At 39.9% G+C, this 17,841-nt stretch carries 23 protein-coding genes and 1 tRNA gene; all 24 read right to left on the bottom strand.

The features are described 5' to 3' along the window. Positions 1 to 648 (bottom strand): hypothetical protein, encoded by a 648-nt coding sequence (locus AB1444_00345; protein MEW6525096.1) that lies wholly within the window; start codon positions 646 to 648, stop codon positions 1 to 3. Next, positions 648 to 1,685, bottom strand: coding sequence for a baseplate J/gp47 family protein (locus tag AB1444_00340; GenBank protein MEW6525095.1), 1,038 nt, complete (start codon positions 1,683 to 1,685; stop codon positions 648 to 650). The genes AB1444_00345 and AB1444_00340 overlap by 1 nt, the downstream gene beginning before the upstream one ends. A gap of 146 nt (positions 1,686 to 1,831) precedes the next feature. After that, positions 1,832 to 2,176 carry a hypothetical protein gene (locus tag AB1444_00335; protein ID MEW6525094.1) on the bottom strand — a complete coding sequence of 115 codons (345 nt, stop codon included), beginning with the start codon at positions 2,174 to 2,176 and terminating at the stop codon, positions 1,832 to 1,834. After that, positions 2,173 to 2,385 carry a hypothetical protein gene (locus AB1444_00330; protein MEW6525093.1) on the bottom strand — a complete coding sequence of 71 codons (213 nt, stop codon included), beginning with the start codon at positions 2,383 to 2,385 and terminating at the stop codon, positions 2,173 to 2,175. Before AB1444_00330 ends, AB1444_00335 begins: the two co-directional genes overlap by 4 nt. A gap of 8 nt (positions 2,386 to 2,393) precedes the next feature. After that, positions 2,394 to 3,005 (bottom strand): Gp138 family membrane-puncturing spike protein, encoded by a 612-nt coding sequence (locus AB1444_00325; protein MEW6525092.1) that lies wholly within the window; start codon positions 3,003 to 3,005, stop codon positions 2,394 to 2,396. Continuing rightward, the gene (locus AB1444_00320; GenBank protein MEW6525091.1) at positions 3,002 to 3,787 is read right to left on the bottom strand and encodes a hypothetical protein; all 786 of its coding nucleotides are present in this window, start codon (positions 3,785 to 3,787) and stop codon (positions 3,002 to 3,004) included. The genes AB1444_00325 and AB1444_00320 overlap by 4 nt, the downstream gene beginning before the upstream one ends. Positions 3,788 to 4,099: 312 nt before the next feature. Beyond that, positions 4,100 to 4,705 carry a phage baseplate protein gene (locus tag AB1444_00315; protein ID MEW6525090.1) on the bottom strand — a complete coding sequence of 202 codons (606 nt, stop codon included), beginning with the start codon at positions 4,703 to 4,705 and terminating at the stop codon, positions 4,100 to 4,102. Continuing rightward, positions 4,705 to 6,615: a tape measure protein gene (locus AB1444_00310; GenBank protein MEW6525089.1), complete on the bottom strand. Its 1,911-nt coding sequence runs from the start codon at positions 6,613 to 6,615 to the stop codon at positions 4,705 to 4,707. The genes AB1444_00315 and AB1444_00310 overlap by 1 nt, the downstream gene beginning before the upstream one ends. Continuing rightward, a complete protein-coding gene (locus AB1444_00305) occupies positions 6,612 to 6,809 on the bottom strand; it encodes a hypothetical protein (protein ID MEW6525088.1) in 198 nt (65 codons plus the stop codon). The genes AB1444_00310 and AB1444_00305 overlap by 4 nt, the downstream gene beginning before the upstream one ends. Further along, a complete protein-coding gene (locus AB1444_00300) occupies positions 6,775 to 7,128 on the bottom strand; it encodes a hypothetical protein (protein ID MEW6525087.1) in 354 nt (117 codons plus the stop codon). The genes AB1444_00305 and AB1444_00300 overlap by 35 nt, the downstream gene beginning before the upstream one ends. 10 nt (positions 7,129 to 7,138) lie before the next feature. Next, positions 7,139 to 7,549, bottom strand: coding sequence for a DUF3277 domain-containing protein (locus AB1444_00295; protein ID MEW6525086.1), 411 nt, complete (start codon positions 7,547 to 7,549; stop codon positions 7,139 to 7,141). An 11-nt stretch (positions 7,550 to 7,560) separates the two neighbouring features. Beyond that, a complete protein-coding gene (locus tag AB1444_00290) occupies positions 7,561 to 8,598 on the bottom strand; it encodes a DUF3383 family protein (protein MEW6525085.1) in 1,038 nt (345 codons plus the stop codon). Positions 8,599 to 8,618: 20 nt separating this feature from the next. Continuing rightward, positions 8,619 to 9,113: a hypothetical protein gene (locus tag AB1444_00285; protein MEW6525084.1), complete on the bottom strand. Its 495-nt coding sequence runs from the start codon at positions 9,111 to 9,113 to the stop codon at positions 8,619 to 8,621. Next, positions 9,103 to 9,432 (bottom strand): hypothetical protein, encoded by a 330-nt coding sequence (locus tag AB1444_00280; protein ID MEW6525083.1) that lies wholly within the window; start codon positions 9,430 to 9,432, stop codon positions 9,103 to 9,105. The genes AB1444_00285 and AB1444_00280 overlap by 11 nt, the downstream gene beginning before the upstream one ends. A 1-nt stretch (position 9,433) precedes the next feature. Then, positions 9,434 to 10,039, bottom strand: coding sequence for a hypothetical protein (locus AB1444_00275; GenBank protein MEW6525082.1), 606 nt, complete (start codon positions 10,037 to 10,039; stop codon positions 9,434 to 9,436). Beyond that, positions 10,039 to 10,365, bottom strand: a complete 327-nt coding sequence (locus tag AB1444_00270) for a hypothetical protein (protein MEW6525081.1) — start codon at positions 10,363 to 10,365, stop codon at positions 10,039 to 10,041. The genes AB1444_00275 and AB1444_00270 overlap by 1 nt, the downstream gene beginning before the upstream one ends. Further along, complete coding sequence (locus AB1444_00265) at positions 10,365 to 11,312, bottom strand: encapsulin (GenBank protein MEW6525080.1); 948 nt, start codon at positions 11,310 to 11,312, stop codon at positions 10,365 to 10,367. Before AB1444_00265 ends, AB1444_00270 begins: the two co-directional genes overlap by 1 nt. A 12-nt stretch (positions 11,313 to 11,324) precedes the next feature. After that, the gene (locus AB1444_00260; GenBank protein ID MEW6525079.1) at positions 11,325 to 11,822 is read right to left on the bottom strand and encodes a hypothetical protein; all 498 of its coding nucleotides are present in this window, start codon (positions 11,820 to 11,822) and stop codon (positions 11,325 to 11,327) included. A 1-nt stretch (position 11,823) separates the two neighbouring features. After that, positions 11,824 to 12,990, bottom strand: coding sequence for a DUF2213 domain-containing protein (locus AB1444_00255; GenBank protein MEW6525078.1), 1,167 nt, complete (start codon positions 12,988 to 12,990; stop codon positions 11,824 to 11,826). Between the two features lie 89 nt (positions 12,991 to 13,079). Continuing rightward, the gene (locus AB1444_00250; GenBank protein ID MEW6525077.1) at positions 13,080 to 13,259 is read right to left on the bottom strand and encodes a hypothetical protein; all 180 of its coding nucleotides are present in this window, start codon (positions 13,257 to 13,259) and stop codon (positions 13,080 to 13,082) included. Further along, positions 13,256 to 14,701 (bottom strand): minor capsid protein, encoded by a 1,446-nt coding sequence (locus AB1444_00245; protein ID MEW6525076.1) that lies wholly within the window; start codon positions 14,699 to 14,701, stop codon positions 13,256 to 13,258. The genes AB1444_00250 and AB1444_00245 overlap by 4 nt, the downstream gene beginning before the upstream one ends. A 129-nt stretch (positions 14,702 to 14,830) precedes the next feature. Continuing rightward, the gene (locus AB1444_00240) at positions 14,831 to 15,790 is read right to left on the bottom strand and encodes a phage portal protein (protein ID MEW6525075.1); all 960 of its coding nucleotides are present in this window, start codon (positions 15,788 to 15,790) and stop codon (positions 14,831 to 14,833) included. Positions 15,791 to 17,269: 1,479 nt separating this feature from the next. After that, positions 17,270 to 17,353, bottom strand: a tRNA-Leu gene (locus AB1444_00235). Positions 17,354 to 17,364: 11 nt separating this feature from the next. Continuing rightward, positions 17,365 to 17,781 (bottom strand): PaaI family thioesterase, encoded by a 417-nt coding sequence (locus AB1444_00230; protein ID MEW6525074.1) that lies wholly within the window; start codon positions 17,779 to 17,781, stop codon positions 17,365 to 17,367. Positions 17,782 to 17,841 lie beyond the last annotated feature (60 nt).

Genomic DNA, 17,841 nt, shown 5'->3' with positions numbered 1-17,841 from the left:
TTATGCCTCCAGTTTTCTTATTCTATACCGGACTCCCGCCGGCTTAATATATGCCATGATGCTATTTACATAATTTAGCAGCACATCGCTAATCGATGATACAACGACCACTTCGATCATCCCTGGCTGGAAAATTGTTCCGGAGAGATAATAGGTTCCATCTAAATAGTATTTGCCATCAAGCCACATCTCATACGGAGAATAACTTCCTTCTGGCGGTTCGCCAGCAAGATAATATGATCCGTCAAGGTATCTATTACCATCAGTATATATTCGTTTGTCACTATATAAAAAATCCTGATAATCTGGAGTTAACTCATAAATTCCAACAAAATCATCATCAAGGATTGCGCGCAAAACAGTTTGTAACGATTCTATCGAACCTGAACATAATAATTTTTGTATAGCAATCGATAAATATAAGCGATAGGAGATATCATCATAGCCAAACCTCTTTTCGCGCAATATTTCGCCAATGAGATCAAGCACAACTCCCTGTTGATTCTCTATATCTCTTACATATCGAAGCTCTTCAAATGTCGCATAAAGATTATTAAGCTCACCGGCGAATAGCTCAAATAGCTTTTTAATATTGCCACTTCGGCTATATATCGTATTTGGTAAAAGCTGTATTATTTCTGAATACATTATATCTTCACAACCTCTATCTTATTAATATCTGTCCAGGCTCTTTCGAGCGGTAAAAATGTGAGATTATCTAATTGTGATGGAGGATATGTTTTGCCTATTTTGACGTTAATACTGCTTATCCCGACAATCTCCTGCTGCATCGCAATGAGTTTCCAGATATATACCGTATTTGCAATCCCGACACCGCTATGCTCAACATTATTATCATCAACACCACCGATATACTTTATTGCATTGCGCTTAATAACAATTATATTATCATCGCTCCACTCCTGATTAGTTTGTATTTCATAGCGGACATATACATTAATATTTAGAGGCCTGGAGAATCTTATTAACCGATCTATACCATACTCATCGACAATCTGTATTTCTTCGGAGCCATGCGTTGCAATTCCTGCTGCTTTTTTAGTAAATATTGTTCGTGCAATATCCTGGTCAGCGCCACCCTGCACGATACACACAATTGAATTAGGAGGTAGTCCATTGCTATCTACAACATTGCCAGTGTTCTCGAATACCGTAGCAGAAATAACGCCTTCAGTATTTTTTAATGCTGAAATCAGAGAATGTACAGAACTCCCTGTGGCAGCAGGAAGCTGTTGGTAACGCTCAACGAGTTCGTAATCGCTTTCAATGTCTTTCCCGCCAAATGACGCCTGTAGATTTATAACCGAATCGACTCCAGGCAACGGTGTTTTAATGCTATTAATCATGCCGCTTTGTACTATGCCAACTGTTCCTGGCAGAGCACATCGCGCCAGAACATCGACATAGCCTTCGCTTGCAATTACCGCATCGTTTATCGTCTCAAACACAATATTCTGTGCTGTTTCTGCTTGGGTTTTTGCTGGTATTTCAGATCCAGGCTCGCCATAAAACCGGAGCATCACAGTTGCATAAGTGGCAGGTCTTCGTGACACAAATCCCAATTTACAAACTCTGTCCAGATGTACCCCTTCTGCAGTCGATAGCCACATTGAGTAGTAGACATCTTCTGCAAGTTGCCATTGCCTGTCTATTGCCAATGCCATTAAATGCACTAAAGCACCAAGCGGACTTTCGGGTGATAAGTCTATTTCGCTTCCAAAATATTCGCCAGATTGAGCAGTCTGTACTAATTCCTGTAAAATTACATTAAAAGGTTTTCGAATAAACCCCTGCGGTGTAATCCCATAGTTCATATATTGCCTCTTACCACACCATATTTGCTTTCAACTTCAAAATATATAATAAGTGTTCTCGATGCTCGATCAAAATCAATATTGATTGACCTCACTTTTGTGACTTCAGCATCTTCTTGTAAAACTCTTTGGATATGCGATCGAACAAGCCGTTCGGTAACGTTTTTATTGTTATAAATATCAATCCATGGGATCCCTCTATCTGGATCAAAGAACCAACCGCCTTTATCGAGTTTAATTTTATTCACAAGCCTTTGTCGCAAGCATTCATTTTCAGTAAGTATTACTGGGCATCCTTTTTGCAGTACAATGTCACCGTCTTGCATTTCCCAGGTAATCATATAAGACTCCCAGGCCCAGAAGTTTGTCCTGTCACAGGCCCCTGTGGGCAGGTCCCGCTCACTGGAATACCTGGCACTACTTCAGCAGTTTTTACGTATGTATCGATTGCATCTGCCATCTGTTGTGCAACGGTCGCAGCTGATTTATTGCTTAAATCTTCAAAAATTGACTGTAATGCAGATTTTAAGCCGTTTTTATCAAGTGCCATACTACACCTCACGTTCCAGGATTTGGCGGGCCAGAAGGGCCAACGCCAGTAGGATGTGTATGCGTCGAAAGATTCACTGGCATTGTGGTCTTTTTGGCGGTTATTTCGCCGCTTGCCCATAGGTTGCCAGTAATCTCGATATCGCCTTTAATTATAATTTTGCTGTCTGTTATTTGCAAAAGCACATTTCCGTCTTTATGCCCAACAAGAAGCCCCGGTTTAGTGATATCGGAAGGCTTTTGCCAGCTATTTTTTGCAATGCCGCCAACCACGGCTGCGCTTTCACGGCGAAACATCGCCCCATCTGCAGCATCCGCCTGTCCAGAAAGGCCTTTTGATATATCGAATGTTGCAAAACTAAGCCAAACCAAATCACCGCGTTTATACTCGGGACGGATATAATAACCTCCTGCCCATATAAACAGCACCGGAACATTTGCAATAACCGTAAAGTTACGCGGTGAAGTTGTCCCTTGCGGCGTAAAATATAAGAGCGGCGTTACATCGGCACGCATCGTTGCAAGATTATGCGATTCAATGCGCCCAATTGCACCAATGATAATTTCTTTGGCACGATTATTCCAAAAATCCTCAAAAAGTTTTATAAATTCAGCGATCATAAGCGTTTCGCCTCAAACTCAGTGCTTGCTGATTCTGGGGAAAACACATGTTTGCCTTTTATTACTTTTAAATTTGTCATTTGATTGTCGAACTGTAATTGTACTATTGAATTCCCCATTATCTTGTGCATAAAAAGCGTTTTAATCTTATACCCTTTTTCCGTTTTCGTTGCTTCCAAAAGCCCGGAATCATATCGCAGAACTATCGCAGTTGCTGTACCTGCTTGCTGTGTGTAAAATTTCGCCTGCCCATTAACGAAAGAAAATGAGCTTCGCGTATCTCGTGCAATGCGTTCAAGAGCGCTTCGTAATGATACTCCCGAAAATGCAAGTCCATTCGGATATGATTTTTCTTCGCCAAATACCATTTCTACGGCGGTGATACCAAATTCAGATAAAAGCTCCGTTGCGGCTTGCCGTGCAGTAATAAACGACCGCCACGATTTATTAACTATTGCGCTTGTCCAAAGTGACGATTTATCTGCAATAGTAAGCTCTAAACTCCAGTCAGGAGAGCCTTTTTTGAGTTCCCATTTAATGATTTCACCTATTACGCATGTACCATGATCATATTCATAGCCCGCATCGATAATAATTTGTGGGAATTTATTACCCACTTTTTGACATTTATTCACTGTTTCATGCGCAGGGTTCATTATTTTTGCCTTTGCAGTCGATATGCCGTTTGCAGAAAACTCTGATTCAAATTCAAGCGTCATCGGCGGGTAGGTAAGCTTTCTACCTTCTATCGTAAAACTGCATATTCGCTTATATAATTTCATATGCTAACATAACCCTATCGAAATTTTCCTTCGAAACACGTTTTACTCGCGGAACTTCCCTTAAAACATCTTCGAGTATTAATGGTACTATCATTGCGCTATCGGGTATATCTGCCATTATTACATCGACCGCATTCCTCAAATAGGTAATTTTACCAGCGAATAAAACCTTTTCATCTTTCGATATTAGTATGCTATAGATATCGCAGCGGTCGTTGTAATATATTGTTACATCATAGCGCGATCCGAAAATATCAAATGTCTTCGATATTGGGAGCTCTACATGTGAGTATGGCAAATAATGTATTATCATCATTTACTCCCAAAAACTTTTGCTGCAAAACTTGTTTTACTTGCATTTGCACTTATGTTGCCAGTATTATGTTGACCTGAAATTGTTGCAGAACGCACTGGCTGTGGAAGCCGCACACTGGTGGTGAGTGCATCCGCAATTATAATTTTTTTTAGTGATAAAGAAACTTCCATTCCCTCACCGTTATCAACTGTTCGCGATATCCCTAGACTTGTTATTACCACGTCCTCCACATACATATCATAGCCGCGTAAAATTAGTCCCGAAAAAACTGGGCCGCTATAGACCAACAGTTCCCCGTTTTCGCGCCAGAGTTTCAGAAGTGCGAGTTTTTCCGACACTGTTTGATTGTCGCCAGTTACAAGCCCCACTGCCATTGCCATCAGGTCGTTTTTATCCACCAAAAATGTTTTGATCGAAAATTGCCCTGGCTGAGCATGCACATGATCCGAAATCTCAGAGCCATTTTCGACAGCGTGAGAGCATACATTAGCAGAATACGATTCATCCTCGCCTGATATTGGACCAAGTATCACCTGGTTTTTACCGGTCTTTTTGTCATACAGCATCCCAGGTGTGCCAAAAATGAGATTTAAAAGTCCCATTAGCCAACCTCCAGTCCAAGGCCTGCACGCACACTGCATTCTATACGCGTTGCTATCTCAGATAGCACTCTTGATACCACATCGCGTACATATTCTGCATCGTCTTTGCGAACAGGTGCATTAAAATTCAGCACAGGAGATATTACAATATGTGCACGTCCTGCCGAAATTGAAGCACCATTTGGAATGATATAGCCAGACCGTGAAGGCGTAAAAAGCTCTGGACCTTCTTCGCCTACCAAGTAGGTACTTCCTGCGTTCACTGGACCGCCCGAAGCTCGAGCCTGCAGATTCTGCCGTGATGGTTCTGAAATACGCGCAACTAAATTTACTGCCCATTGAGGCAAAATCCCAGTGAGTGCATCGCGGATACGAGACCCAAGGCCTGATAGATATGAAACAATACGTTCTGGGATAGAGCTAAAGAATGATACTACTCTATTTGGAATTGATTTAAAAAATGCAACAATCTGATCCCAATAAAAATATAACGCTGAAAGCGGGAATATTGCCATCATGAGATATTTCCCATAATTCTTAAAAAAATTAACTACTCCAATAAAGATAGATTTTATTTTCTCCCATAGCCCAATGAAGATATTTTTAATTTTTGCTGCAAAATCCGAGAAAGAACCAAGCCACTCACCAATAAGCGATTGCCCGCCGGTTATCCATACATATAAATCCTCAATGACAACTATTAGCGCGATAATTGCTGCAGCAATGAGCATAAACGGCCATGTTGCGGCGATTGTCGCAGCAGCCATACCCCAGAATTTTATTGTCGCGGCGATGATAGCAGGAATGAGCGATTTCACTAATGCAACAGATATGCCAATTATTACCGGGATTGCCGCAAAGAACATTATTTTAAGCGCATTCATCGCCCATTTGGTATTGACAAGCCACCCGGTAATTTTTACCAGAAGTTCCAGTAAAGGTTTTAGCGCTTCCAGGAGCATCATTCCAATCTGACGCTTTGTTTCGCCGATGTTGCCGGTAAGAGTACTCCAGAGTCCCATTGCGGTGCGCGACTGGCGTTCCATTGAATTAAAATAACGCCCTCCCTGGCTTGTCATGTTGCGAAATGCCTGTTCAAGATGCTTAAACGATATTTGCCCTTTAGATGAAAGTTCCCGTACTTGCTGCACATGTTCTTTATTCCCGAAAAACACTTTTGAGAGCTCTTCCATGATAGGAATACCGCGGCCGGCAATCTGATTGAGGTCTTCCATCTGCACAACTCCAGAGGCTAAATTTTTGCCCCATATCTGCGCAAGCTCATTAAAATCCATATTCGCGCCGCTTGCCACATCGCCCACCATGCGCATGGTATTAATAAGCTGTTCTGCCGGCACACCCATAGCCATAAGTGAACGGCCTGCCGCCGTGACCTCTTCCGGGGTAAAAGGCGTTACGTTTGAAAACTCAGTTAGCTGTCTTAGAACATCGCGGGCGCGCTCGGCGGAGCCTAACATTACCTCAAAGCTTGTTGCGGTCTGTTCATAGCGCGCTGCTACCTGCACTATATCGCTTGCCACACCAAACAATCCTCGTATTAAGCCTGCCGCAGCCAGCGCACGCATGGCGTTGCCAAATGTAGCGATACTTTCGGTTGCACCTTCAGTTTTTTGCCTGATTTGATCTATTGAAAAGCCATATTTTTGAGCAAAATCTTGAATTTCTCTTCCTCTTCTGGTTTCATTAACAAGATCTTTAAGTTGCTCTTCAGTGAGTCCAATTTTTTTTGCCGCCTCAAGCATTTCTTTTTCAAGTTCATTCATATTATCTGTAAATCCTAGTGCGGCACCGCGAGCTTCGCGCAATTCCTGTCCCCATGCGCGCAGTTCATCGTCTGCATTACCAGTAAGATTTATCTCTATGCCTAAACTGCGTATTACATCACTCATTTTATTTCTGCCTTTGCCCGTTCAAATTCCCGTTTTTCAAGCTCGCTTCTATAATCCATTGCCGCATTGAGCTTCCATACAAATAGAGGAGATGATAAATCATACTCCTCTAACGTAATTTTTACTACGCCATATACTATAGGCCGCCAATAGTGCCAGTTATCCTGCACTTCTTTGGCTATTCTTTGGCGCATCTGCTTCATTTCGTACGGGAGCGTCAAGGTCCCCGTCAAGAAACCGCCGGAGCACACGGCTCCAAACCCCCAATTCTTTAGGCTTTACCGTATCGACCGTAGGACGAAAGGTATGCCCTTCAGGGATTACACAATATTCAAAAGCCTTATCCAGAAACTTTGCCACATCCATCCCTTCGGTTACAGTAAAAAACTCTTTTTGCCATTCAAGGTATGTGCGATTCCCAGGATGCTGGAGACGGTATGTTTTACCGTCCACAAACTTTATTACTACAACAAGCCCATCACGCTCGCTTGATATCACACTCACTGTCGACATTATTACCTCCTTATTCTGGCAAAGCCTGGCCACTCCAGCTTGGGGCTATAATTTTCCATTCACGCTTCGGATCCTCTGCGCCAAAGGTGATCGACGGCTTTTCGGCGAAGCGGCAACCAATCGAACCACCAATAAATTTGCCTGCGCTGGTGTTTTTCACCATAACCGCAAAACTTGTTGGAAGTTTGCGCAGCGCATCCAGCACCTTATTACTTGGAGATTCTTCTTTCAACGTGAAAGTGATAGTATGCCGATCATCGTTCACCTTTGAGAAACTCACTTCGCCATCAACCCCAACAAAACTTTTATAGTCTTCTTTTGTAACAGGCTCTATTTTAATTTTTTCTCCTTCAGCAAAACCAGTAACATCCAGTCCATTTATTATAAGCCTCACTTCTTTAGGATCATAAAAACCAGACATTTTCTACCTCCTTAAATCGTAATCGTACCGGAAATTTGAGTTTTATGTACTGCGCCGGCAAGCGCGAAGCTGAAAGTGATACCCGTCCATTTTCGCTCAGCCCTGTCATTTGCGGGAACTTCACTGCGCGGCGGTACATAGACCTGATACATATATTCACCTTCGTCGCTGAGCTTCTTGTCTGCTTCGCTCACCGCTTTCGCGATGATTCCCTGCTTGCCCGCCTGGCGCAATACATCGCGTATCGTTGCTTCAAGCATTGCACCACCGTAATCATCAAAAGGAATTTTACCCACGCGAGTTTGCAGCGCAAACAGCGCCTCACCGAGACGCGCTTTGATGTAATCTCTGCTCATGATGACGTCGATATATTCTCCGCCAGTTGTGATTCCCTCGTCGGAATAGACAATCCCGCTTCTTTCGGAAAATGTCTGTCCTTTGCCGTCCCGTATGGCATTCAGTTGCGTGAGCGTAAAACTGCTTGCCACAACTCCAGTTGGCGATTTCCACTTCCAGGTGATAGAACCAATCGACTGCGGGAAACAAAGCCCCGCCCAGGCCGCTTCGGGATAATCCGTCGCTTTGTCGTGTATCACATACGCTTCCCGGATGTTGTTGCGATCGGTTAAGGCTGTCGGCGATGCGGTACATCCAATAAAGAGTTTCTCATGCCCCAAAGCCCATGTTCCGGCAGTGTGGAGATCATCCGCGTCGCGGCTGGTGATGAGCAGCCCATACCAGTCGTTGTGAGTGAGTACCAGTGTATCAAGCGCATCGTCGATGTCCGTTGCGGCATCATGAATATGTACCGCGATTTCGCTGGGGCAGGGAGACTGCGCAAAAATAAGCGCGGCCATTTTATATTCGGGATCAGTGCTGACAAATCCCGCCGTAATCATGCCCGCAAGGTCAGCATATTCCCCATAATGCCCGATGAGAGTATTGGGGCTTGTTCGATTGCCAAGGATTAAAATTTTCGAAAAACCCTGCACGGTAAGCGGCTTCGTCGCAAGGGTAATTTGGATATCTAAATCATTGATATACGCCATTTGTGTCCTCCTCATTAAAATTATAAATTGTATAATGTTGCATTAATATCAACAGCATCTATTATCACTTCAGTAATCATTTCATTCCTGATTATGATATCAAATCCAAGCCTGTATTCATACGATGTTTCTAAAAATACCGTTCTATCCTGGATTGGACCTTTAACACTTACTCCAATTCCAATAGCACATGCCGCCTCAAATCCTTCTATTGAATCAATAAAATCATATGCTTTATTTGTAGCATCCCATACATTACCAAAGTTATCTTCATTTCCTATAAACGTAAGCGATACAATTATTTCACTTTCTTTAATTTTCTGCTTAATAGCTTGTGTATCATCCTTTTCTAAGTATTTTATGATAACACATTGCTCCGGCTCTGGCTGATTTGATAAAATTTTATATGATAAAAAAAGTTCGCCTGGGCGCACGCCACTTTGCTCGCTGCGTACGAATGGAATATTGCAATATGTTGAAAGTTCTTTAATATATGCTTTAATTTTACCTATCATTTCCATATTCAAGTTTACCGAAATAAATTACAAATCCTCCCTCATGTCGTTCGCTAATGTCACCAATGCGATATTTATTCCCATTATATTCTATTACATCACCGCTTTTATATACTGCTTCACCTCGTTTATAAAATTTCATATCGCCTGCTTTATAACTTCCTTCTGGCAATCTTCTCTCCTGCTGCGGGGTTATGGGCCTTGGGATCATTATATCGTTAATTGCAGTGTTATCCCCCTTAACCCATTCACCATCACTATAATTTCCGCTCCCATATTTATAAATTTTTACAAATTTATAATCATTGCCAAGACGCATATTACTCAACCATATAGCTTATTGATTTAAGCAAAATTCCTTCATCTATAAGCGTCACATCGCCATTTTTCATGCGCAATGTAATCCCACTATTAGCTGGCGGAAGATTGGATGATATAGTAATTTTTATCCTGCTTACTAATGTTGCCCCAATTGCATTTAATATTGTTTCTGCACTTGCTTTGCCAGTCAATACAGCTCGTAGCCCATATTTTGCTTTTGCAATAATTGCATCAATAGTAGCTTTATTATCTAACGTTGTGCGCAAAAATGCCCTTTCTGGTATTTTTGATGATTTAACTAATAAAAATGCGGGGATATCACCTATAAATAACACAGCCTTAGTGTGATCTTTGCTTTGTTTAATAATAAATTTAACTGGTATATCCTTTGGGCTTTTACCTTTAAATTCAGGCTGTAGTGGTATTGCAATATACTTTTTCCCAGCTTTTGGACGGATAATTGCACCAAATTCATTTGCACCTGCATATTGCGCTAAAACAGATTTCTCTTCCGCAGCAACGCCAGCAATTATATGTTTCCCGATAAGCTTTTGCAGCTCATTTTCTATATTGCCAATTTCAATATATGTTACTTTTCCTGGCATTATACAATAAACCCGCTTTTCCCAATAATATTGCGTAATTCTTTTACATATAAGTTAAAAAAGCCGCCATACTGATTGGTTAAATAGCTTGTTGATACGTCACCAACCTGACGTGAAATAGTTACATAATCAATTTCGCCACTCCGTTCAAGTATGCTCGCCGCATAATACATTTGCATTTGTGCAAAAAGCTCATGAGTATCGCTTATACCATCATTTTTAACTTTAACTTCAGCAAAATTCAAAACGCTTTGCAGGCGGGCATCGGCCAAATGCGATGCCCCGCCCAAAAGCTCCCTAAACATTGTAACTGTTGCAAGCGGCATTATATTCCTTTGCCAACATAAATTGCTGCAGGATGGCGAATTATGCACCCAGCTGTACGTTCTTCAACTACCTGCTCGCTTGTGCCAAGCAGATCATATACTGGCTCACCCAGGGTCAAATCCATAGGCACTGCAAGTTCTACTATCTCTGGTGCATTATCAAGTATAACAAAGCATCCTACATTCAGCCCATTCACTGTTGACGCAATGCTATTTGTCACAACTATCTTTTCAAAATAAGCACCTTCTTTCTGTAACCAGGAAAGCACTGTCATTGGAGAATAATCGCTGTATGGCTCAAGCAGTGCATTATAATGGTCAGAATCAAGAATAAGCACACGAGCTTTAAATATATTACCCTGTTCCACTTTCCTTTTCCCAGCAAGAAGGTCTTTGAGTATAAGCTTAGGAGTTTTATTTGCCCATAACCGTTTTGCCGCATCAGTTGCTCCAGTGCCACTAGCAGCAACATCCTCAGCAGTGATACCGGGATGGTTAAGAATCCCTTTAATGTTATGCGAGGTATCGCCTATGAAAGCTAATTTATTCTCCATTTCAGCAACAAATCTGCGTGCAGTGGCCACGCGTGTGGTATCAAGGCTAATTTGTGGGCCTTTGCCCAATGCATTTCGTGCCTGCGCAGCCATGCGCTCTGCTCTCGTATACCGGATACCTGTAACGATGCTATATACCTTCATTGTTTCGCGGCCGCCTTTTTCGCCTACAAATGGGACATCCTTTGCACTTGCACCTGCGGCCAAAATCTTTGCACTTCCTGCAACATCAAACCAGTCATACCCAATTTCCATTGCATAGGGTGGAAAATTGGTGTTAACATTAAGAAACTGCCTTGCTACAAGCTCTTCTTTCTTTGCTTCATATAATACATTCTCTATTGCCAGCAAATCTTCCTTTCTTAATAATACTGCATCAAATCTTGTTTCCATTATAATCCTCCACTATGCTTGATCTGCAATTAGTGTAAACGGCCCATCTATCCATAGCGCTACATATCCTTGACCAGTAGTGCTTCCTTTAAATTCTGCATTTTTAACGATTGCAGTTTTTCCTGCTACCGCAGTAGTGCAAAATACACCATTTGGCTTATTGGTATCGGCAGTATGTCGCACTCTTACTGGATCACCGGGATCAACAGCCTCTTCAACATATACTACTACTATCCCTTTACGCACCACACCAGCAACATCGCCAGCAGCGTATTTCATATCATTTAATAACGATGCTTCAAACGATTGGGCAGCAATTCCTAATAATTCATCAGTTGCAGAAGAAATAATCTTTGCAGCATCAGCATTACTTCCACGGGCTACCGCATATCCAAAAGGAATTTCTTCCTGTGCTGTATGCGTTGTAATATATTCATCTGGTAAGTGTTCAGCAATTTCGCCTGCATTACGCACATCATCATTGTATGTGCTACCATCATTAATAGCCATATTATCCCTCCATCAATTGTAATCGTTTCTTCTTCTTTTCTTCAATCGCATGTTCATCAATGCGTACTGCATTGTTGCCAATATCGATATTTGCTTTTTCCTTTGCAAACTGTAGCGCTGCATCATAACGTGCATCTATATATACATCATCAAGCGTATCAATTTTCACCGAACTTTCAAAAGGCAGTATTTTGTTTATTATCTTTAATTTAAGATCACGTTCGCTTTCACCATCATATTTGTATTCTGGAACAACGCTTTTAGCAGCATCAATAAGTGCAAGACGCTTTTTTACTGCTTCATCAATGCGCACAGCTTCATCGTTTCGTTTTTGTTCTTCTTTTTTCTTTTTTAGAATTTCCTCTAATGCATCAATTTTAGCCTGTTGTTTTTTAATTAATTCTTTCAGCTTTGCAATATCAGATGCATCTGCCATTTTCTCTTCAGTATCGTTTCCCTCTTTTGATTCATTAGCAGCTCCTTCACTGTTTTTGCCATTTTCGCTGCTTGCATTTTCGGTATTATCGTTTAGTGCAATACCAAGCGCTGCTAAAAGTTTTTTCAACGCTTCTAAAATATCCATTTTTACATCCCTCCTGTAATTAGTTTCAGTCATAACTGCATATGGATAATCTGTATCCAGATATGCCCGTACTTTTTCACCCGCTCTGCCAGCTTCAACGTGGGCAATATGATTTATGCGAATATTAGTTTGCCGCGCATCATACCTCATGCCATTATACTCGCCTGGCGTATAATCAACATCCGTAATAAAACCAATTGATACCTCTACCTTTTTCCCTTGTTTTAAATCGTTAATAAGTTGTGCATCAAACACCGTTTCGGTTGCTTCTAACATCCCATCACGAATTACAATGCTATCTCCAAGGCTTCCTTTTATATATTTAGTATAATTTTCAGGCGTTACCATACCATTTGCATCATCAATTGGGGGATGGCCATCTGTTACAGGCGCACCTTTCGCAGTATTAATTGTTATATCGCTAAATAAATCCTCAGGAAGCTTCGCTTCCCAACGAATATTTCCATCTCTTGTTAGATAGGGGAATACTCCAGGCCGTGCGATGGTCACTCTGGCACGTAAAAATCCATCGCCAAAGCTTTGCGCCTGGGCAATACCCTTGTCATATCGGTGTTCATTTTTCATACAGGGGAATAAATAATAAAAAAAGGCGAGAAGCAAGGGACAAATGGCAAAAATTAGCGTATATTATACTTAATAATATAAAACTATATCTATTTTAAATTATATTTAGCTTTCATCATATCGCTTTTTATATTGTTAATTAATATTTTAGCATTAGATGGTTTAATCCCCAAAGCAATATATTGTTCTATTGCTTCCTGCTCTGTGATCTTACCATCTATGAAATCAAATTCTATCTTTATGCGTTTCTTTAATAATTCATCATTCATAATAAGCCGCTTTTAATTAATAATGTTTCAATAAAAATATAGAGTCGGTTTCTATCATTGTCAAGAAAATAATAATTTCTCATATTAGATATATATCCAAAATCCCTCTTTAATTTATATTCCCACATATATTGTTCAAACAAACGCGCAATCATTTCATCGTCCTGAATTAAATAGCGCAAATATTGCCGCCTTTCTTTTGTGATAGTCTTACTTTTCAATTCACGCAAAATATTTTTATATGTTACGCTTGAATGCAATACATCAATTACTGTTTTCTTTAATTTTTTATCTATACTTTGTGTCGAATCAAGATAATGAAAAAATTCGTGATATACAGTCAAATCAGTAGTTTCATAATCATGTATTATGATGGCTGAACGTGAAAATTCTCCCTTGATAGCATTATCCTGCAATTTTCTTTGCGTAATCACTAAGGGTTTGGCAAGCGTATTGGGATCAAGGTGTATAACTTTCGCCAGATCAGCAAGAGATAATTCTACTTTATTCTTAAGCATAGCATCATTTATATCTATTATTACACGCTGTCTGAAATCATTTTCATTACTCCAATTAACTGGCGCAGTTGCTATGCGACCGCTCGTAAAATAATCACTGGGCAACTCCTGGCCAAATTCTTTTTCAGCATCCTCTGGCCCAAACGCAGGCTCAGCCCAGCATCGGCAATTAAAATCATCGCCGGGATGGCACTTGCGGCCATTAATTACAGGCGGATCATTCCAATAATGGAATGTCCCCTCCAAAGCAAGGTGCAAATCTCGCGTGCGCTTATCCCCTACACAACGCCAGATATATCCTGCAATCCCGGCTTCCTGCTGCCGTATTTTAGTTGTTTGCCCAAAAAATTTACCAATCTGGTCTCGCGCCCAAAATTGCGCTTTTGAAAGGCTTACCTTAGTTTTTGCCTGTAACTTATTAGTAATAACAGCAAATCCTTCTCCATTTAAAACACCAGTCTTTACTACATTTGCAATATCATTAAAATAATTTTTATATATATTATTAATAAGGTCGACATTGCGTTTCACTGTATTATCAATTAACTCTTCATTGAGTGCTTTGCGCATAGAAATTGTTGGAATATATAGTTTTCCATCAGACCCTGGCGTAGACAGGCGGGCATATAATTTCTTGCAGTCTTCATATGTTTTATCCCTGCTCCAGGCATCGATAAGGCTAAAATGTTTTTTTACTTTTCCTTCTAATACCCGCTGATCTATTCTATTGCCATATTGTTCTTTTAATTGCTGCAAAAAAATCATTATGTTTGTAATAGAGTCAGCACGCATTCTGTCATCGCTATCAAATGCAATTTCCTTTTTCAATTCACGTTTAATGCGTTTTACAATTTCATCTGCTATAGCTAAAAATTCCTTTGTTACAAAGCGCACATATTGTTTTTCCAATGCTATTGGATACATACATCACAGACCTTGTTTTAAAAGGCTCCCATTTGCAATAAAACCGTGTCCAAACGTGTCCAAACTAAAAAGCAATACATTTCTATACCCCCTATAAAATCCCCTTAAAAAATGGCATTTTTTTTGCGTTTATTCGCTTTCTTCTTTTTCTGCTTCCTGAACTTCTGCTGTACTAAAATCAACCGGTGAAGCCTGCCAGGAGTCAAACTCTTCAAGATCTTTAAAGCGCATCATCCTCACTTCAGAAGGGCTTAAAACCTGCGTGGTAACGTAAATCTGATCGCGCTGTGCTTCGCGAAGCTCCCTGTCTGCTTTTTCCTTTGTATCTTCTATCCATAGCGGATTAAATTCAATTTCCCAATCAAGATTATCTATGTTACCCTGCAGCGCCTTGTAAATATCTCCGCGGCGCTCCTTAATTATTAAACCAATAATCCAGTTCAATATAGGGCGTATTTCGTTTTCGCAAAAACGAGCTACGCTTTCATAGTACGCTCTAAGAAAATCAGGAGTCATTGAAAAAATAAGATCATTATTGTTTTTAAATATATTAATTTTTATCGTTTTAACTATTTTTCCCCAAGTGTCTGTATATGTATCAACAATTTCAGGTAACTCGGATTTATCCCCATCAATAATCAATAATATATTTTGGCTTCCCTCAATGGTATCATTGATAAATTTAAATATTTCCTTTTCTCCTAAGAATTTTCTAAATTCTTTTTTTATTGAATCATCTGTGCTCGCAATTGAATATATTTTCTCGATTAAATCTTTTTGACTTTTATTGTTTTTGAAAAAAGCAAAAAATTTAGTAATTTGAGGAAATATATGCTTATAAAAATCATGGGATGCAAGTTCAACTTCTATTAAATAAAACTCAGGATTATCACTATCTGAAAAATCAAAAAGAAATCCATCGGGGATGGAACCACCTAACGCTTTTGTTTCGATTTTCTTTTTTGCATCAATATATATCGTTTTATCACCAAAAAATATTTTGCTATTATCAGAGACTAATTTCTCAAATTCTTCTTCGACCATAAATTTATATTCATTGAATTTCTTGTTATTGAAAAAAAGTGCCATTATTGAAACCTCCAAAAAAATCATGCGAAAATTTCATCTAAATCCTTCCTATCCGCATTTCGTATTTCATACCATCTTGGGAGGCATAGACGCAATGCAGATATACTCCCTTTCGCTGAAAGGTAAAACTTTCTTTGTCACTTTATACATCCCTTTTTTGGTTCTAATGTATTTTAAAAAAAAATTCAAAATGTCAATAATATTTTTCTCTTAAATATTTCCATTTTTTGTGCTCCCCTATTCTCATAACGAAAAGGATAAAGTAATTCTAAAAAAGTCTTTGGGAAATTTTTAAAGAAGGTCAAAGAATACTGAGAAAGAAATATATCCTTGGATTCAAAATAAGCATTCCATTTTGAAAGGATGGACTTACCTAACCACTCATTGGGAATGTATCAAAAAACCCCTCATTGCAATAACTTTGCACCCGCGTCATTGCGGGGAACGAAGTGACGAAGCAATCCCATAGTTGCGAGCGCCGCAGGCGCGTGGCAATCTCATCTTCTGCGGCATTGAGATTGCTTCGCTTCGACAAGCTCAGCACAGGCACTTCGTTTGCAATGACACATGGGCCAATCCCGTCATTGCAAGTGCCACAGGCACGAAGCAATCTTGTCTAATACAATTGAAATTGCCACACTCCGACAAGTGGTTGCTGAGCTCGTCGAAGCACTCAGTGTAAGCGCTACGCTCACAATGACATTTCACTAGCGTCATTGCAAGCTCCACAGTTTGCTTTGAGACACAACCAGTATATATAATTTGCCAACGGAAGGACTCGTAAACACTCATACTGGATATGTATCACATATTCAGTATATATTATTTGCCAGAGGAGAAACTTGCTAACACCTACATTGGATATGTATCTCTTATCCAATATATATTTTTTGCCAAAGGAGAGACTCGTAAACACTCATACTGGATATCTGGATATGTATCACATATTCAGTATATATATAATTTGCCAACGGAGGGACTCGCACAACCTCTCATTGGATATGTATCACATATCCAGTATATATTATTTGCCAATGGAGGGACTCGTAAACACTCATACTGGATATGTATCATATATCCAGTATATATTATTTGCCAATGGAGGGACTCGCACAACCTCTCATTGGATATGTATCACATATCCAGTATATATTATTTGCCAATGGAGGGACTCGTAAACACTCATATTGGATATGTATCACATATCTAATTAAATATTATTTGCCAGAGGAGAAACTCGCTAACACCTACATTGGATATGTATCTCTTATCCAATATATATTTTTTGCCAAAGGAGAGACTCGTAAACACTCATACTGGATATGTATCACATATCTAATTAAATATTATTTGCCAAAGGAGAAACTCGCTAACACCTACATTGGATATGTATATCTTATCCAATATATATTTTTTACCAACGGAGGGACCCGTAAACACTCATATTGGATATGTATCACATATCCAATTAATAATATTTGCCGAAGGAGGGACTCGAACCCTCATGGAGTTGCCCCCGGCGGATTTTGAGTCCGCTGCGTCTACCAATTCCACCACTTCGGCAAAAAAATAGTTTATTCTGGTTGGGGTATTTCTTCAACTTCAATATATTTGGCTTTAGCCCGGGCAACTATTTTCCCCATTTCGTTTTCAATCTCAGCCCTATTCTCAATGACACGTTTATTCTTTTTTACAAACCAGCCCCTGATATACAAATTCTCTTCAATAAAAGCTGGTTGCAAATAACGAATGGTTATTTCCCCTGTTAAAGCTATATATTCCATGTACTTATTTACGGTCATCATAGTTTCATCTAAAATACTGGCTATGATGCCGGCATGGATTATATTTGGAGGCCCCTCTAATGTTTGATCTGCTTTAAACTCACCATATGCTGTTTTTGTGTCTGGATCAAACTTAAGGTGAAGCTTTAAACCTCTTTCATTTGATTTTCCGCAACCAAAGCATGTTTTGTCTTCAAATTCAATCATAGTGGCATATTTTTAAAATCACTGCATAATTGTCAAGAACTTTTCATGTTATTGAGCATT

This window comes from Spirochaetota bacterium, from assembly GCA_040756435.1.
Lineage (GTDB): Bacteria > Spirochaetota > UBA4802 > UBA4802 > UB4802 > UBA4802.
The sequence above is the reverse complement of the archived record's forward strand: the minus strand, read 5'-3'. Positions and strand labels throughout refer to the sequence as shown.